Source organism: Calothrix rhizosoleniae SC01, from assembly GCF_900185595.1.
GTDB classification, from domain to species: Bacteria; Cyanobacteriota; Cyanobacteriia; order Cyanobacteriales; family Nostocaceae; genus Calothrix_A; species Calothrix_A rhizosoleniae.
Map to the genome: position 1 here is coordinate 1 of NZ_FYBH01000054.1, position 16,952 is coordinate 16,952.

At 41.2% G+C, this 16,952-nt stretch carries 13 protein-coding genes and 1 pseudogene; 7 read left to right on the forward strand and 7 right to left on the reverse strand.

The annotated features are described in order from the left end of the window. Positions 1-1,732 (forward strand): efflux RND transporter permease subunit (locus tag CALSC_RS03085; RefSeq protein ID WP_143288132.1); only part of this gene is annotated, 1,732 nt, incomplete at its 5' end. Positions 1,733-1,759: 27 nt separating this feature from the next. Here CALSC_RS03085 and CALSC_RS03090 read toward each other — a convergent pair. Beyond that, on the reverse strand, positions 1,760-2,995 hold the full coding sequence (locus CALSC_RS03090; protein WP_235006663.1) for an RNA-guided endonuclease InsQ/TnpB family protein: 1,236 nt from the start codon (positions 2,993-2,995) through the stop codon (positions 1,760-1,762). A gap of 131 nt (positions 2,996-3,126) precedes the next feature. Between CALSC_RS03090 and CALSC_RS03095 the strand changes: the two genes are divergently transcribed. Further along, positions 3,127-4,749, forward strand: coding sequence for an efflux RND transporter periplasmic adaptor subunit (locus tag CALSC_RS03095; RefSeq protein ID WP_235006664.1), 1,623 nt, complete (start codon positions 3,127-3,129; stop codon positions 4,747-4,749). A gap of 31 nt (positions 4,750-4,780) precedes the next feature. On the opposite strand, the gene CALSC_RS03100 is transcribed toward CALSC_RS03095, so the two are convergent. The 5 genes from CALSC_RS03100 to dapF form a co-directional block, all read right to left on the reverse strand. Next, on the reverse strand, positions 4,781-5,410 hold the full coding sequence (locus CALSC_RS03100) for a hypothetical protein (protein WP_088239955.1): 630 nt from the start codon (positions 5,408-5,410) through the stop codon (positions 4,781-4,783). A 259-nt stretch (positions 5,411-5,669) separates the two neighbouring features. Further along, on the reverse strand, positions 5,670-7,502 hold the full coding sequence (gene treZ / locus CALSC_RS03105) for a malto-oligosyltrehalose trehalohydrolase (RefSeq protein ID WP_088239964.1): 1,833 nt from the start codon (positions 7,500-7,502) through the stop codon (positions 5,670-5,672). Between the two features lie 17 nt (positions 7,503-7,519). Further along, entirely contained in the window at positions 7,520-9,652 is a 2,133-nt protein-coding gene (glgX, locus tag CALSC_RS03110) for a glycogen debranching protein GlgX (RefSeq protein ID WP_088239956.1), read from the reverse strand. Positions 9,653-9,712: 60 nt separating this feature from the next. Further along, a complete protein-coding gene (locus CALSC_RS03115; protein ID WP_088239957.1) occupies positions 9,713-10,456 on the reverse strand; it encodes an HAD family hydrolase in 744 nt (247 codons plus the stop codon). Positions 10,457-10,598: 142 nt separating this feature from the next. Next, positions 10,599-11,441 carry a diaminopimelate epimerase gene (dapF, locus tag CALSC_RS03120; RefSeq protein ID WP_088239958.1) on the reverse strand — a complete coding sequence of 281 codons (843 nt, stop codon included), beginning with the start codon at positions 11,439-11,441 and terminating at the stop codon, positions 10,599-10,601. Between the two features lie 190 nt (positions 11,442-11,631). Between dapF and CALSC_RS03125 the strand changes: the two genes are divergently transcribed. Then, positions 11,632-11,850 (forward strand): Hfq-related RNA-binding protein, encoded by a 219-nt coding sequence (locus CALSC_RS03125; RefSeq protein WP_088239959.1) that lies wholly within the window; start codon positions 11,632-11,634, stop codon positions 11,848-11,850. 160 nt (positions 11,851-12,010) lie between these two features. Here the strand turns inward: CALSC_RS03125 and CALSC_RS03130 are convergent. Next, positions 12,011-14,020, reverse strand: a pseudogene (locus tag CALSC_RS03130) (cation:proton antiporter domain-containing protein); the annotation flags it as partial. Positions 14,021-14,410: 390 nt separating this feature from the next. On the opposite strand from CALSC_RS03130, the gene CALSC_RS03135 reads away from it, so the two are divergent. The 4 genes from CALSC_RS03135 to CALSC_RS03150 all read left to right on the forward strand — a co-directional run. Then, complete coding sequence (locus tag CALSC_RS03135; protein ID WP_407641877.1) at positions 14,411-14,848, forward strand: TMEM165/GDT1 family protein; 438 nt, start codon at positions 14,411-14,413, stop codon at positions 14,846-14,848. A gap of 51 nt (positions 14,849-14,899) precedes the next feature. Further along, on the forward strand, positions 14,900-15,193 hold the full coding sequence (locus CALSC_RS03140; RefSeq protein ID WP_088239966.1) for a TMEM165/GDT1 family protein: 294 nt from the start codon (positions 14,900-14,902) through the stop codon (positions 15,191-15,193). A gap of 346 nt (positions 15,194-15,539) precedes the next feature. Next, entirely contained in the window at positions 15,540-15,719 is a 180-nt protein-coding gene (locus CALSC_RS03145) for a hypothetical protein (RefSeq protein WP_088239960.1), read from the forward strand. A 671-nt stretch (positions 15,720-16,390) separates the two neighbouring features. Further along, the coding region (locus tag CALSC_RS03150; protein WP_143288133.1) for a HEAT repeat domain-containing protein at positions 16,391-16,952 on the forward strand (562 nt) is incomplete at its 3' end.

Consider the following 16,952-nt stretch of genomic DNA (forward strand, 5'->3'; position numbering starts at 1 on the left):
ATGTGTTATCTTAGCCCTGTTCTGTTCTTTGCTGCTTTCCTTAACAGTAGTACCCGCTTTGATGGGTTTAATGTCTAACCCCCAAAGTAAAGGTAATGTTGTTACTACTCCCCAAAGGAGATGGTGGAATATAGGCTTTTCCCAACCAGCTTTAACACGACTTTATCAACGCTGTCTAGATTATATTTTGGTACAACCATTGCTGGGGGTATTACTGGCTCTGATTTTACCAATAACTGGTTTTTTGATGGCTTCGGATATTCCAGAACAGTTTTTTCCTCCAGCAGAACGAGACCAGTTTCATATTGAGTTGGAATTACCTGCTTCCGCTTCCTTACAAGAAACTGAGTCAGTTGCAGTAGAAGCAAGGAAAATTCTTCTTAGTCACCCAGAAGTGGTTAATGTGCATTGGTTTTTTGGTAGAAATGCCCCTTCTTTCTACTACAACATACAGCAGATACGAAAAAATTCACCTAATTATGCCCAAGCCTTAGTTCAACTCGATTCATCCCAAAACAGTCGTCAGCAAATTCGGATTTTACAAGAGGAATTAGATCAAGCTTTTCCCTTAGTTAGAGTGTTAGTTAGACAATTAGAACAGGGACCATATATTGCTGCACCAATTGAATTACGTATCTATGGTCCAAATCTAGATATTTTGTCAGAGTTAGGAAAACAAGCTCAGGCAAGATTGGCTGAAATTGCCGATGTGACTCATCCCAGGACTAGTTTAGGTGAAGCTTTACCCAAATTAGGTTTGAGTTTGGATGAAGAACAAGCCCGACTCACAGGACTGAACAACACAGAAATTGCTCAACAACTCAATGGAAATCTGGAAGGAACTTTGGGAGGTTCTATTTTAGAAGACACAGAAGAATTACCAGTACGAGTGCGCTTATCTAATCAAACTCGCGCTAACCTCGACCAAATTGCCTCCCTGAACCTACTTCCAACTACAAAAAGTAAAAATGCTCCTGCAGTTCCCTTATCCAATGTTGCTAAAATCCAATTGGTTCCCGAACTCGCCACAATTACGCGACGGGATGGTAAACGAGTTAACAGCGTTCAAGGTTTTATCACTGCTGGAGTTCTACCTGCAAAAGTATTAACTGACTTTAAACAGCAACTTCTGCATAGCGATTTCCAACTGCCCATCGGTTATAGGATGGAATTTGGTGGCGAATCTGCTGAACGCAATCAGACAGTAGGTAAGTTAATATCGACAGTGGGTATTTTACTAGTATTAATGTTAGCTATTTTAGTGTTATCTATTGCTTCCTTTAAATCAGCTTTTATCATTGCTATAGTAGGTATGTGCTCTATCGGACTGGGGTTGTATTCTCTGTGGATGTTCGGTTATCCATTGGGCTTCATGGCAATTTTAGGCACAATTGGTCTTGTCGGTGTTGCTATTAATGACTCCATTGTCATTCTTGCTGCCCTACGAGCTGACTCCCAAGCAAGTAAAGGCGATAGCAAAGCAATACGCTTGGTTGTAGTTCGTTCGACTCGCCATATTCTGACTACCACTATCACTACTGTAGCAGGGTTTGTACCTTTGCTCCTTGATGGAGGAGAATTCTGGCCCCCTCTAGCCATTTGCATTGCTGGTGGAGTTGGTGGTGCTACTTTATTGGCGCTGTTCTTTGTTCCTTGCGCTTACTTATTAATGATGCGTTGGGGTTCATTAGCAATGGTTAGATATTCTCCAGGAGAAAGGCGAGCGATGTAAGCAACCCCGGTCTAAAGACACGGGGCTTCAGCCTAATTCAAAGAAACTAGTTGGAAACAGATTCAACTGTCCTTCCAACTGGCAACTTATCTTCAGACTTTCGGGCTGGATTACGGACAACCCCAAAGCTGCAATGTTAAGCGCAGCATTTATATCAGCATCATGTTCAAAACCACAATTACCACACTTATACTTTTTCCCATTGCGATACGACTTCCCTTTTGTAGGGTGGACGTGGTGACAGCGCGAACAGGTAGCAGAAGTGTAGGCGGGTGGAACAAAAACAACCCCAATACCAGCAATGCGAGCTTTGTAATCAACAAACATCCGGAGTTGATAAAATGCCCAATTGTTAGTTCTACGTCGTTCCGTCTTACTGCGTCGCTTTTGATTGAGAGATTGACGAATATTAGTCAAGTCCTCAAAAGCCAGCGCAGCATTACTGCTTTTTGCATCTTGAACAAGTTGCTTAGAAATATTGTGAGCCAGCGCGTTGGGCGGGTTCCTCGACTTGAAGCGACTGGCGAACCCGTAAGGGTGATTAAGCCACTTTTGGAAACGTTGTTCTCTCCTAGAAAGCCTTCTCAACATTCGCCTAGAACTGCGAGTGCGTTTGGATTGAATATTCGCTCTGACCTTGCTGTAACGGTCACGAGTAGCTTGAATCTTTCCACCACTCCAAGATTTACCAGTAGATGTTGTCGCGATGTCGCGTCTACCCAAATCGACTCCAATTACCTTGGGTGTCTTACCTGTTGGGTCCGTGGGCAAGTCAACACACATATTGATGTAATAGTCACCGCGCTTAGTTTTGTTCAAAATTGCTGCTGTTGGAGATTGTCCTTTAAGCAATGCTCTTTGATAATTACCAATCGACAATTTAAACTTTTTACGACCACACATCAAAGTAACGCCAACAGTCTGCAAATCTTCAATGTATTGAAAAGTTCTAATATCCAAATTCAAAGAAGTTGGTCGGAACTTATGGACTTGTTTAACCGCTTTGGCGTTACCAATTACACGACGAATAGCTTGACAAACATGGTTAGCTTTCAAGCCCGTAGACTCTTTAACTGGCTTATAAACCTTGTGGTGAAGCTTAGTAGTATTCCAACAATTCTCACGTCTTGCAAGTTTATATATCTGGTTACAAGCGTCAGCAAACCGGAGCAAAGTCAAATCAATTTCTTGACGCAAATCTATGGGGACTTGAAGCTTGCATTTTACAGATATAGTTTGCATTTCAATCTTGTAAATACTCATCCAATTATAGCACTCGACGACATGAATAAGTACAAGTTCCTAACAAATACCCACGGAGTAATTTATTGCTCCGTGTCGCCTTTCCTCCCAGGTCTTCAAAACCTGGGTTTTCATTCTCCCGCGAGGCCTTTATGAATAATGACAAATTAACCCAAAACCAAAATTCATCTGCTGCAAACAGAATCACTGACAATTACAATCCTCATCCTGTAACAGAGTCAGAGTCAGAAACAGTTTTATTCACACCCAATAACGACCCAAATATACCGCAGAAGCCGAAAGGTACAAAAACTGATATGGGCGTGTGGGAGGTCGCGGACGGGTTATCTCAGTTAAGTAAACACCATCCTACCGTTGAGGGGGAGAAAATTCCCGACAATTTTGTTGGTAAACAACGACCAATTTATAAATCAGGCCTATTATGGCGAGTAACTTTGTTATTATCGGCGGTTTTGTTGGTTTTTATATTCACTCCACCCGGTCGTAATTTGCTGAGAAATGTCTCTCTGGTTCGAGCCGACGAAGTTGGAAAAAAATCAAAGTTAAAAACCACTGCTTTAGCAAGAATCCTTCCCGTGCAGACACAACAGGTGCAGTCAGTAAATACATACCAAGTAAACCGTTTCTACACCGGGACAGTGGTTCCTCGTCGCAGTAGTTCCTTTGGCTTTGAACGCTCGGGTAAATTAGAACAGATTTTTGTGGATGAAGGTAATAGGGTAAAAGCAGGTACATTACTGGCATCTCTTTCTACCAAAAGCCTGAAAGCCCAACAGAGAGAATTACTTGCTAAGCGGGCTCAACTTGTCGCCCAATTGAAAGAATTGCAAGCTGGTGCCCGTTCTCAAACTATTGCTGCTGCACGAGCAACTGTGAGAAATTTGCGATCGCAACTCCGACTGGCTAGTAATAAAAGTCGCAGGCGGCAAGAATTATTCTCCCAAGGTGCTATTTCTCAAGAGCAACTAGATGAAGCGATTACTAATGTTAGTGCTTTGCAAGCTAGACTGGATGAAGCCCAAAGTCAATTAGACGAGTTACTTGCTGGAACCCGTGGGGAACGTATTGAAGCCCAAAAAGCATCTATAGAGCAACTGGATGCCAGCATCGCTTCCCTGAAAATTGAACTGGAAAAAAGTACCCTACTAGCTCCCTTCACTGGAAAAATTTCTGCCCGTTTAGTTGATGAAGGAACTGTAGTGGCTGTGGGTAACCCTGTGTTCCGCTTGGTAGAAGATGGAGTATTGGAAGCTCGTATTGGTGTCCCAGTAACTGCTGCAAACAAACTGAAAATAGGCAGAACTTTACCAGTAACAATTGGAGAAAATAACTATAGCACTAGAGTTTTATCAATTTTGCCGGAATTAGACCCCAATACCCGCACTACTACAGTTGTCCTGACACTAAATTCCCAAGCGGTAGGGAAAGTTTCCCCTGGTCAGGTTGCGAGGTTGCAACTCACTGAAACTATCTCTGATGCTGGATACTGGTTGCCAACTACAGCTTTAGTAAAGGGAGTGCGGGGTTTATGGTCATGCTATGTTTTAGGTGAATCTGATAAATCCGAATCCTTTGCTACTGCAAGTAACCAGTCTTTCCGAGTCGAACAACGGGATGTAGAAATTTTGCATAACACCGGCGATCGTGTTCTAGTTCGTGGTACTCTTCAAACTGGTGATCAAGTGATTATTAATGGAACTCACCGTCTTGTCCCTGGTCAATTGGTTCTGCCTACTAGAACACCGATTCAGTAATGGCTTTAACCCTTGGCAGTATTGAAAGTCTCTAACGGCGATCGCGATTAGCTTCCATGATTTTCATCTGGGTTTGAAGCTCTTGGATGGTTTGTTGGTGTGATTGCTGTATTTGATAATTTATCCACGCAAAACTACCACCGAATACAGTAACTATACCTATAATTAGACTGACTAGCAGTTTAACTTGGGAACGCAGATGTTTTACCTCTTGCATCTGATATTGTGCTGGAGGCAAAATATTGGTACTGATATCTTGGGGTGCAATGGAATTCACTACTTCCGGTTGTTGTACCGCTAATTCTGCTTGGTTGATCTGTGGTTCGGCTTTTGGAAATGCAACTTTTCTTTGCAACCAATTGGTAATTAATCGTGGGCTTTTTTTCCTTACCAATCGCCAAGCTATTATTTTAAATGCAGGTTTGGATACTCGGGAAGCTAGCTTTAATGTTTTATTGAAAGTACGGGAACGAAATTTTTGATTAATTAAGTTAACTGTGCCTACATCATAAAGACAATCGATAACCAGTCGAACCGTAGTTTCTTCTCGATGAATTAAATTTTCTACCAGGATATACACATCTTGCATCAGTTCTTCTTGTTTATCTTTCTCTACTGAGGATGTCAGTAGTTTCTGTGATTGCTGATCTGAATTTTCCATATATTTTTAAGTGTAATTATTTAGGTTAGACTGGTATTCTTTATATTTAAGTATTTATAAAAACAAGTATATTTCTATAGAAGTTTATAGTATACTATAAATGATTTTAAATTAAGTATTTTTGACTAAAAATTAGCTACTATAAAATAATTTTATCTGCATAATTCTATGAATCTCAATTAATTCAATAAAGATTTAATTTTGATAGCATAAAGACTGTATAAATTGACTAGTTACGCGGAGTCTGTAGGTACTTTACTCATTGATCATTGTTATATACCACAACAGTTTGAGGACTTAGTACTAATTCCTTCTCTGTTTCACCATTAAAGACTTGAGGTACTGAAGAACCAACACCTCCCCACTGAACATCAGCAGAGTCAAGCAACCTGTTCCAATTACCTGGAGGTAAGTTTTCCCTAAGCGTAACTATTTGTTGACTGAAGTTGAGCCAGTAAATTACTTGACTGTCTTGGTAGTGACGTTTTAATTGTAGAACTTTTTCCGAGTGAATGACTTCTACCTCTAAACAATGTCGATCTAAGTTAGCTAAGGCGGGAATCTCTGCACGTAGCTGGAGTAATTTTTGGTAGAACAGCCACAATATTCTCTGCTTTCCTTGATGGCGTTGCTCCCAATGTAATTGCGATCGCAGCATTGTGTCTACGGCTTGGGGATCGGGTGCTTGTTCTTGGGTATAAAATGCTGCAAACTCTTTTTGTCTCCCCTGGCGTACTGCTTCAATTAAACTAGGATCTTGATGGCTAATAAAGTAGAGAAAGGGTGCAGTTTCTCCATATTCCTCACCCATAAATAGTAGGGGTACATAGGGAGAAAGAATGACTGCTGCTGCGGATAATTTTAACTCAGCAAAGGATAATAAATGAGAAAAGCGATCGCCCAACATTCTATTCCCTACTTGGTCATGATTTTGACCATAGACAATAAATTGACTGGAATCACATTTACTGGGGGTTGTACCATGATACCGTTGACGATAGAGAGAATATTCTCCAGTGTAGACAAAAGAATTAGTATAAGCTTTTGCTAGCTGTTCCAGACTGCCATAATCCTGATAATATCCTTGTTTTTCCCCTGTTAGTACCGTATGCAAGGCATGGTGAAAATCATCACTCCACTGTCCATCAATACCATAACCACCATCTTCTGAGGGACGAATTATCTTGGGATCGTTGAAGTCACTTTCAGCAATTAAGTATCTTTTCCAACCGTGCCTTTGGGTAACACTCCCAGCAGCATCCGCCATTTCTTGTAAAATATGTTTGACTCCCGTGTCATAAATGGCGTTGATCGCATCCAATCTCAAGGCATCAATGTGATATGTCTCTAACCAGTAGAGGACATTTTGCCTAAAGTATTCCCGTACCCCATAACTGTAAACCCCATCATAATTAATCGCACTACCCCAGGGAGTTTTATATTTGTCTGTGAAATAAGTCTCCAAACTCCAGAGATAATTGCCTTCGGGCCCAAGATGGTTATATACCACATCTAGGATCACCGCCATTCCCTGTTGATGGCAAGCGTCTATCAATTGCTTTAACCCATCTACACCACCATAGGAATTTTGTACACCATAGGGATAAACCCCATCATAACCCCAGTTGCGCTCTCCGGGATACTGAGCCACGGGCATGATTTCAATGGCTGTAACGCCTAGCTCTTGCAATTCTGAAATCCGGGGAATTACTGCTTGAAATGTCCCTTCTTTGGTAAAAGTAGCTACGTGTAACTCGTAGATAACCATTTTTTCCAGAGGTACTCCCCGCCATTGGCGATCGCTCCACTGAAAATTACTGTGGTCAATTACTTCTGAAGCTCCATGTACCCCTTGAGGTTGGGAATTAGATACGGGATCTGGTAAGTCTATTTCTCCATTTAGTTGGTAAAAATACAGACTACCAGGTTCCACATTTGTGACTGTACCCCGCCAATATCCCCACTGATCTGGTTGTAAAGGAATAATCCGCTCTTCAGGAGCAACCAGATGGACAGCAACCTCTTCCATGAGGGGTGCCCATAAAGTAAAATTACAAATGCGATCGCCTATATATTCAGAACCAAGATTCATAGTTTCTCCTTCACTCCTCATCTCCGACCGAAACGCTGTAATAACATAAGCGATCGCCCTTCTACTAGAATTGGCTTATCATGCATATAATGCTTACCCCATTGGACAAAGTGGGGTTTGGTAGTATCAATAATGGTCAGCCATTCCCATTCCTGTAAACCTGGGGGAATTGTAAAATCTAGAGCTTCAGCATGGGCATTAAAGAACAGTAAAAAATGATTATCAATAATTCGCTCTCCTTGTGTTCCTGGTGTAGCAATTTCTTCTCCATTCAGAAAAATACAAATTGCTTTGGTATAACCATCATTCCACTGTTCCTCAGTCATAGAACCACCATCGGGGTTAAACCAGCCAATATCATGTACCCCAGAACCGTGGATAGCTCGACCTTGGAACCATTTGCGACGACGAAATATGGGATGTTTGCGATGAAAATCAATTAATTGTCGGGTAAAATCCAAAAATGCCTCATTTTCTGACTTGAGACCCCAATCTAACCAAGATACCTCATTATCTTGACAGTATGCATTATTATTACCCCCTTGTGATCGCCCCATTTCATCACCCATAACCAACATGGGTACGCCCTGGGATAGTAGTAAGGTAACTAAAAAATTACGTCGTTGCTGTTGCCTTAAATTGAGGATGAATGGGTCATTGGTTTCTCCTTCCTCCCCACAATTCCAAGAACGGTTGTGATTGTCTCCATCTCGACTATCTTCCCCATTCGCCTGATTATGTTTTCGGTTGTAACTGACTAAGTCATTGAGGGTAAATCCATCATGGGCAGTGACAAAATTGATACTAGCATTGGGGCTGCGTCCATTAGACATATACAAATCAGAACTGCCAGTAAAACGATAGGCGAACTCTGCCAGACGGCTATCTTCTCCCCGCCAGAAATCCCTGACTGTGTCCCGATATTTACCATTCCATTCCGACCATAATAGGGGAAATTCACCTACTTGATAGCCACCTTCACCTACGTCCCAGGGTTCAGCAATTAATTTTACATTTTCCAGGGTGGGGTCTTGGTGAATAATATCAAAGAAAGAAGCTAGGCGATCGACTGCGTAAAGTTCCCTCGCTAATGCTGATGCTAGGTCAAAACGGAAACCATCTACATGACATTCCTGTACCCAGTAGCGCAGACTATCCATAATTAACTTCAATACCTGGGGTTCGCGGGCATTCAAGGAATTGCCACAGCCGGTAAAATCCATATATAAACGAGGATCTTCCTCTTCCAACCGATAGTAAGAGGTATTATCAATACCTCGCAAAGACAGGGTGGGCCCCAAATGGTCACTTTCCCCAGTGTGGTTATAGACTACATCTAAAATCACCTCAATTCCTGCCTTGTGGAGAGCTTTCACCATCTGCTTAAACTCTCGTACTTGCTCACCCAAAGAGCCACTAGCACTATAACCAGAGTAGGGAGCTAAATAGGCCAGAGAGTCATAACCCCAGTAATTTTTTAGACCATGTTCTACGAGATGTCTTGGGCATGTGAGGAAATGGTGGATAGGCATCAATTCTACTGCTGTCACACCCAAAGATTGGAGGTGGGAAATAGCTGCTGGATGAGCTAAACCAGCATAAGTTCCTCGGAGTTCAGGGGGAATTTCTGGGTGTAATTTAGTAAAACCCTTGACGTGCATTTCATAAATTACCGTTTCATGGGCGGGAGTTTGCAGTAGTTCATCTCCTTGCCAATCAAAAGACTCATCAACCACAATACATTTAGGAACTAAACCTGCACTATTCAGACCGGAAAATCCCAAATCTTCTTGGGGATCATCCCATCGATAACCAAAAATTTCCTCTCCAAACTGAATATCACCATCAACTGCTTTGGCGTAAGGGTCTATAAGTAACTTATTGGGATTAAAACGATATCCTTCTTGAGGTGCAAATGGACCATGTACTCTAAACCCATATCTTTGTCCTGGTCCAATGGAAGGAACATAACCATGCCAAACAAAATTACTTACTTCCTTCAAGGATAGTCGAGTTTCTTGCCCTAGCTGATCGAATAGACACAGTTCTACAGATGTGGCATGTTTGGAAAATAATGCAAAATTTGTACCTTTGCCATCCCACTTAGCTCCTAGAGGATAGGGTTTACCAGGCCAGAGTGAGAGGTACATACAACCAAACTCCTGTCATTTCTACATTCATTCGATACTACATCTTAAAGGATTTTTTCACTACTCACCAGCACCATCCAGAATTTGAATTTCATCTAATTGGTTAATTACCACATCTGCACCTGCCACATTCTTTGGCTGATTCATCCAAGTAATGCCAATACAACCAGCCGCTTGACCATTGCGTGCCATTTGCATATCGGCTACAGAATCTCCCACCATCAAGGTTGTTTGAGGTTCCACACCCAAGTCTTGACAAGCTTGCCAAAATAGTATGGGGTCTGGCTTACTAGGGCCTGCATCAACTCCCATTTGCAGTTGTAGATAATCCCCTAGTTGGTGAGCGGTAACAAAATTTTCTACTTCTTGGGTAGTGGCTGCGGAAAGAATCCCTAATTTTAATCCAGCAGCAGAGAGAGTTCGCAGGATTTGCAAGCCTCCAGCAAATAAAGGTGCCGGGGTTTGACCTAGATATTTATCTGCTTCTTCTAAAGCTTTGCAAGCAATATCTAAGGATTCAACCCATCCCCTACCAGTTTCAGCGATATAAGCTGCTGCTGCTGCTTCCGTTTCTCGGCGACTGGCTACGGACACTAACCCTGCAGGGTCGAGGTAATCACGATTGACACCAAATGCCATTAATAGGGGTTCTCCGACTCCAGGGATTTGAGCGTCAATGATTCTTGCTGTTTTTTGCGCCAGGGAACGCAAATATATTTCTGAGTCTTCTAGGGTGCCATTTTTATCAAATAAAACAGCCTCAATGTGGGAGAAGGAAATTTTACCGCATTTTATTGTTGCCATATTTCGGAGTGATGGAGGGAAGGAGGGAAAGAGGGAAGGTGTGGGGAGTGTGGGGAGTGTGGGAGGTGAAGGAGGGGAGGTGTGACAATCAAAAATCCTAACTCCTAACTGATAACTGATAACTGATAACTGGTAACTGTTTTCAAGGTAGTTTTCCAGTAAAGGCTAGTTCTGTTGGTCCAGTCATGTAAACTCGTCCATCTGTTGCAGACCATTCAATATATAAATTACCACCAGGAAGTTCTACTGTTGCGGAGCGATCGCATTTATCATTCAGTACACCAGCTACTAGGGAAGCACAAGCACCAGTTCCACAAGCTAAGGTAATACCCGCACCCCTTTCCCATACCCGCATTTTTAAGTAGTCTCTACTGACAACTTGAATAAATTCGGTGTTTATTCTTTGGGGGAAGGCAAGATGATGTTCAAATTTAGGTCCAATGGATTCTAGGGGAATTGTCTCCACATCATCCACAAAGGTAATACAGTGGGGATTACCCATGCTGACACAGGTTACATTCCAAGATTTTTCTGACACCACCAATGGCAGATTAATTACCTTTTCTTCAGCCGTTGACAAAGTAGTGGGAATTTCTCCGGCTAGTAATTGGGGTAAGCCCATATCTACCTTGACTTGACCATCAGCCATTAGTTGTGGTGTGATCACCCCAGCTAGGGTATGAATCCGATATTGGTCTGCATGACGAGATTCACCCTCTAAATCGGCAATAAATCTTGCCAAACAACGAATCCCGTTCCCACACATTTCTGGTTCCGAACCATCGGAATTAAAAATACGCATGGTGTAATCAGTACCATTCTCTCCAGGCAAGGCAAAGATTATACCATCTGCACCGATACCAAAGTGGCGATCGCATAATGGTATGGCTTGGGCTGGAGTGATTACAGGATTTGAGCTAGAGCGATTATCAATCAGGATAAAATCATTACCTAGACCGTGATACTTAGTAAATTCGATTGCCATTTTCCCAAGGATGAATTATCAAAGATTAGGAGTTATTGGTCATTGGTTATTGGTTATTTAACCACCACCCATTAACCAGTTATTAAACCAGCGAACAGTGCAAATAGCACATTGTGGAGTAATTTAATCTAAATTACAAGCTCTAAAACCGATAACTGATTAATTAATACTTACATACTATTTATCAAAAATGCCTACTATTGAATTTGATACTACACTACCCAGCACTCGCCAAGTACAAAACCTGATCAAAGATAAAAATGCTGTAGAAATGAAACTACTTACAGGTGATACCCTGAATGGAAGCCTTGTTTGGCAAGATCCAAACTGTATTTTATTAGTACAAGCAAACGGTCAAAAAACTACCATTTGGAAACAAGCGATCGCTTATATGAAACCATTAGAATAAAGAGTTGGGAGTTGATGGTTGATAGTTGATGGTTGATAGTTGATAGTTAGGAGTTGATTGTTGATAGTTAGTTATTTCATCTCCTCACACTTCCCACACCTTCCCTTCTTCACTCCATCACTCCTTCTTTCAACTCTTCTACTTCATTAATTTGAATAATGGGCATTGCTGCTTGTCCTTGGGCGAATTCTGCTAAAGCTGCTAATTCCTTATTTGAACCTACTACTAATAAGCGATCGCCTGCTGCTAATTTAGTCTGAGCTTGGGGATAATCTATTTCTTCCCCATCAGTACGGCGGATTGCCATCAAACTGACTCCTGTCAAAGAGCGCATATCCACTTGTTCTAAAGTCATACCAACTAAGGGAGAATCTTCTGGTAGGGGATACCAGCGACTGTTCATCTCTTGGGTTGCTCGTCGCAGTATTCTAGATACTTGGGATGGAGATTCTTCGGGTCTTAAATCTAAATAATGGCGATTGCGAATTTGTTGCATTTCCTCCTGCACTACAAGGGGTGAAAATCCCATGTCTGTGAGGATATAAGTTGCCATTTCTAAACTGGCTTCAAACTCTGGTTGTACTACTTCCCTAGCACCCAATTGGTAAAGAACTTCAATATTTTTATTGTGGTTAGCACGGACAACTATATCTATGTCTGGAGATAATTCTAAAGCTCGTTTCAAAGTTAGGCGAATACTCATGGGATCGGGAAGAGCGATCGCCATACCTTTAGCATGACTAACTGCGGCGGTTTCCAAAACGTGAAAGCTAACACAATTACCGTATACATAGGGAACTCCCGCTTCCCGCAATTGCTGAATTCTACTTTCAGATTGATCGATTACTACTACTGATAAGTTGTGCTGCTGTAACAATTTCACTAAATTTTTACCCACTCTACCGTACCCACACACCACCACATGATCCTGCCAAGGTAATTCCTCTGATGTGTCCAAAGGTCTTCCTTCTCCACTGAGATAAGGTTTCAACCAAGGCATGGATTCGGCAAAATTAAATAGGAAAGGTACTAGCTGCCAGACAAAAGGGGTAATAACTAATGTTACTGCTGTTGTCCCTAAAATAAGTAAATATACTCGCTGAGAAACTAACCCTAACGCCCGCCCTTCACTTGCCAATACAAAGGAAAATTCTCCAATTTGTGCTAGTCCCAAGCCAGCAATTAATGCAGTTTTCCAAGGATAGCGGAACAGCTTTACTAGAGGGGTAATAATCAAAAATTTACCCACAAATACTAAGGCTACCAACCCTAAAATTAATTCTAAGTTGTGCCATAAAAACACTGGGTCGATTAACATGCCAATGGCAGCAAAAAATAAACTGGCAAAGATATCTCTTAGGGGCTCCACATAGGTTAAAGTTTGATCCGCGTATTCCACCTCAGAAATCATCAAGCCAGCGACAAAAGCCCCCATTTCAATGGATAAACCCAAATACTCTGTGAGTAAAGCAATCCCCAAACACAGAGCCACTACCCCCAATAAAAACAGTTCTCGGCTTTCTGTACGAGCTAACAACCTTAATAAAGGTGGAATTAGCCATATTCCCACCATTACGGCACCAGCCGCAAATAACCCAATACGTAACAGCGCCAATAACACAGCCATACCAATCGATTCAGCTGGTTTATCCAAAGCAGGTAACACCGCCAACATCAAACCCAACGCCAAATCCTGTACTACCAAAATTCCCAGCAACACCTGTCCGTGGGGTGTTTCCGTCTCATTACCTTCCATCAAGCATTTGAGCACAACTGCTGTGGATGATAAAGACAGAATCCCCCCTAAAAATACCCCTTGTGCGGGGGAGCTTACCCAACCCACACCCAGGGAAACTAAAGCAGTCACCGAGATTGTGAGGACAATTTGCAGTCCACCACCACCCAAACTAATTTTTTGGACTTTTTTCAATTCTGCCAAGGAAAATTCTACCCCCAAGGCAAACAGCAAAAAGGCAACTCCAAACTGTGCTAAAGTTTCTACTTGTATGAATTCTTTTATTAATCCCAGTCCAGCTGGTCCCACAACCATACCGCCGATGAGATATCCTAAAATCACCGGTTGTCGTAATAGTGCAGCAAAAAGTCCGCCACCAGCAGCCACAGACAGCACTAGCACTAAATCAATAATTAATCTCAGATCTTCTTGCACCAGTTTTTCTAATCATCAATTGTTAAGACCTATTAACTTCAGAATACAAAGTTTTTTATCAATCCGGAGTAAATAGTGCCAGAATCTGATCAGAAATTTATGCTCTGGCGAAAATTACAAAACAAGCAAGGGGAATGCCCTTTTTCCCCCACTGTGGAGAGTAGAGCGTGGGGAGTGATGGAGTGATGGAGTGATGGAGTGATGGTTGCTAGTTGCTAGTTGATAGTTAGGGGTTGGTAGTTGATGCTTGATAGTTAGTTATTTCATCTCCCCACACTTCTTTCCCTCTTCCCCTGCTCCCTGCTCCCTTGCCTCTTTTTGACTGTTTGCAGTTTAAGTTGTCATTTTTAACATAAATCTGAGAAAATGAAAGGAATATGAAAACTTTTAGTGACAAAACTGCTGCCTGTGAAAATTGATTCTGCACCTGAGGATATAACTGCTTCACCTCACACCCCGAACCAAGAAATCCCAGATAATAACGATAGCAATCACACAGCAACCGTTATTGAGACAACTGATCCTGTCAAAAATAGCGTTAGCAAACAGAAAACCACAGTAGTTTTTGGTACTACCTTCGTCACGATATTTTTAGCAGAAATTGGTGATAAGACCCAATTATCAACCCTACTTATGAGTGCAGAATCCCATGAACCGTGGATGGTATTTATTGGTTCTGCGGTGGCATTGGTAACTACCAGTTTGTTGGGTGTACTTGTGGGTAGTTGGATGGCTAGTAAGCTTTCTCCAAAAACCATAGAAATAGCCGCAGGAATGATGTTATTACTCATTTCCTTTATGTTGATTGGGGATGTATTTCTGAGTTAGGAGTGTTGTGGGAAAAGTCAAAAGTCAAAAAAATATATAGAAATTCTTATGATGGACTGGCATCTGATTGGATTGAGCTTTATTACGGTATTTTTGTCAGAATTAGGGGATAAAAGCCAATTAGCTGCGATCGCACTTTCTGGGCGTTCTCAAGCTCCCCGTGCAGTGTTTTTTGGTACAGCTGGAGCGTTGCTGTTAACTAGCCTATTAGGAGCCTTAGCAGGGGGAGCAGTGGCAGAATTTTTACCCACTCGATTATTGAAAATTATCGCTGCTGTGGGATTTGCTATCCTTGCCATCAGGTTACTCTTTTTTGGAGATGGAGAATCTGAAGCTGAAAGCTAAAAGGAATATTGGAGTAGGAAGTAGGGGAGTTGTTAGTTGTTAGTTGTTTGTTGTTAGTTGTTTGTTGTTAGTTGTTAGTTGTTAGTTGTTAGTTGTTTGTTGGGGAGGTTGTTAGTTGTTAGTTGTTAGTTGTTAGTTGTTAGTTGTTTGTTGGGGAGAAGGAAAGTTTTTTCCTACTATTAAGGAAGTCAACGGCACTATTGTCTAGTTTGCTGATAAACTTTCACCAAAGCCTTACCAACTTGGGAATAATTGCCCATATCTAAAGAATGAATATACTCCATAAGCGCGCTTATTCCAATTCCACGTTCTAGAATGAGAAAGTAACTAATGGATGAAATGAGCCATGTTTCCTTTTTGGTTTAATCCTTGTTTAAGCAGTGACACAAATCAATTTAAAACTCATCAGGAGCGTAAACTGAAGTTCTTGAAAATGATGCGAGATGGGTTAGAGGCTAGATTAGCAGCCCTTAACGCTGCTATTGAAACCATTGAGCGCCAAATGAGACAAGAAGACACGGTATAATTACGATTTTATATTTACAAATTTAGTTTACAATTACACAGGAGACCACTGCTAAAATATCGGGCGGTGTCTGCTTTTTTTTGCAAATTTTTTTGACAGTCTTGGTGATAATTGTCACCAACTTCTTGCTACTCAATGTTGCCTGATTCTCTTGGCTCATCATCTTATTTCCTTTTCCTTATGACTCTAAGCTTCGTCCAGAGTTAAAATGTCACTTGCCATTTCAAAAATCGACTCAAATTATCCTAGGACTAATTGATAAAGCTCAGATTAAGAAAGAATTCAGGCGCTCAAAGTTGAATGTTAGCAAGAAGCCTCGGTTGAGCAACAATCTTGCCCAGCATTACCTCTTAAATTTACCCCGTTTGGTATGGTGAACCTTGTATAAGGCAATTCAGGAGGGGATTCGACCCCCTGACAGGTGTAGGTTTATTACAAAAGGCTCTGAAATGGTCTTGTTAAGTTACCTCAAAATTAAGGATTTTGATCTTAGGTTTATACCCAAGAACGAAATTTCGTTATTTGAGCCAGTTGAAAAACCCCATTTGAGAGTGTCCACTCATGCCTACATAAAAAACCTACATTTGTGAGGATTCGATCCCTCCTGAAATAAAACAAGTATTCTTATGTAAGATATATTAAAATATGTTTGTTTTTACATATAATTTCTAGTGCTTAACAAAGGCTATGAATTCGGAACTGCTATACTTTCAGTTATAATAAGTATGTTTGGGGCTGTAAACTTATCTTTATTAATAAATACAAAAACCCTAGCTCAATCTCAATCTGACTTAACAAAAAATTATCCATGTATAGGAATAAAGATTGAACTGTATATTAGACAGGCAAAGAAGGGTTCGTCTTCTGCTTTCAATAAGCTAGTAGTATGTAATTCAAAATCTATTCCCTATCTTGTCAAAGCTCTAAAGAATAAGAATAAAAATCTTCGTATTATCAGTATTGCCGCACTTGACAAAATTGATCCAAAACTAGCAGAACTACCTTACTTAACGAAATTATTAAAGGATAATAATAAGAATGTTCGTATTATTATTGTTAAAGCTTTAGTGAGAATAGGGAAAGATGCAGTTTCAGCTTTAATTACTGCTCTTAAAGATGAAGATTCCGAAGTTCGTAGTAGTGCTGCTTATGCATTGGGGAAAATTGGCACAGATGCAAAATCGGCAATTCCAGCTTTAATTATTGCTCTTAAAGATGAGAATTCTGGCGTTC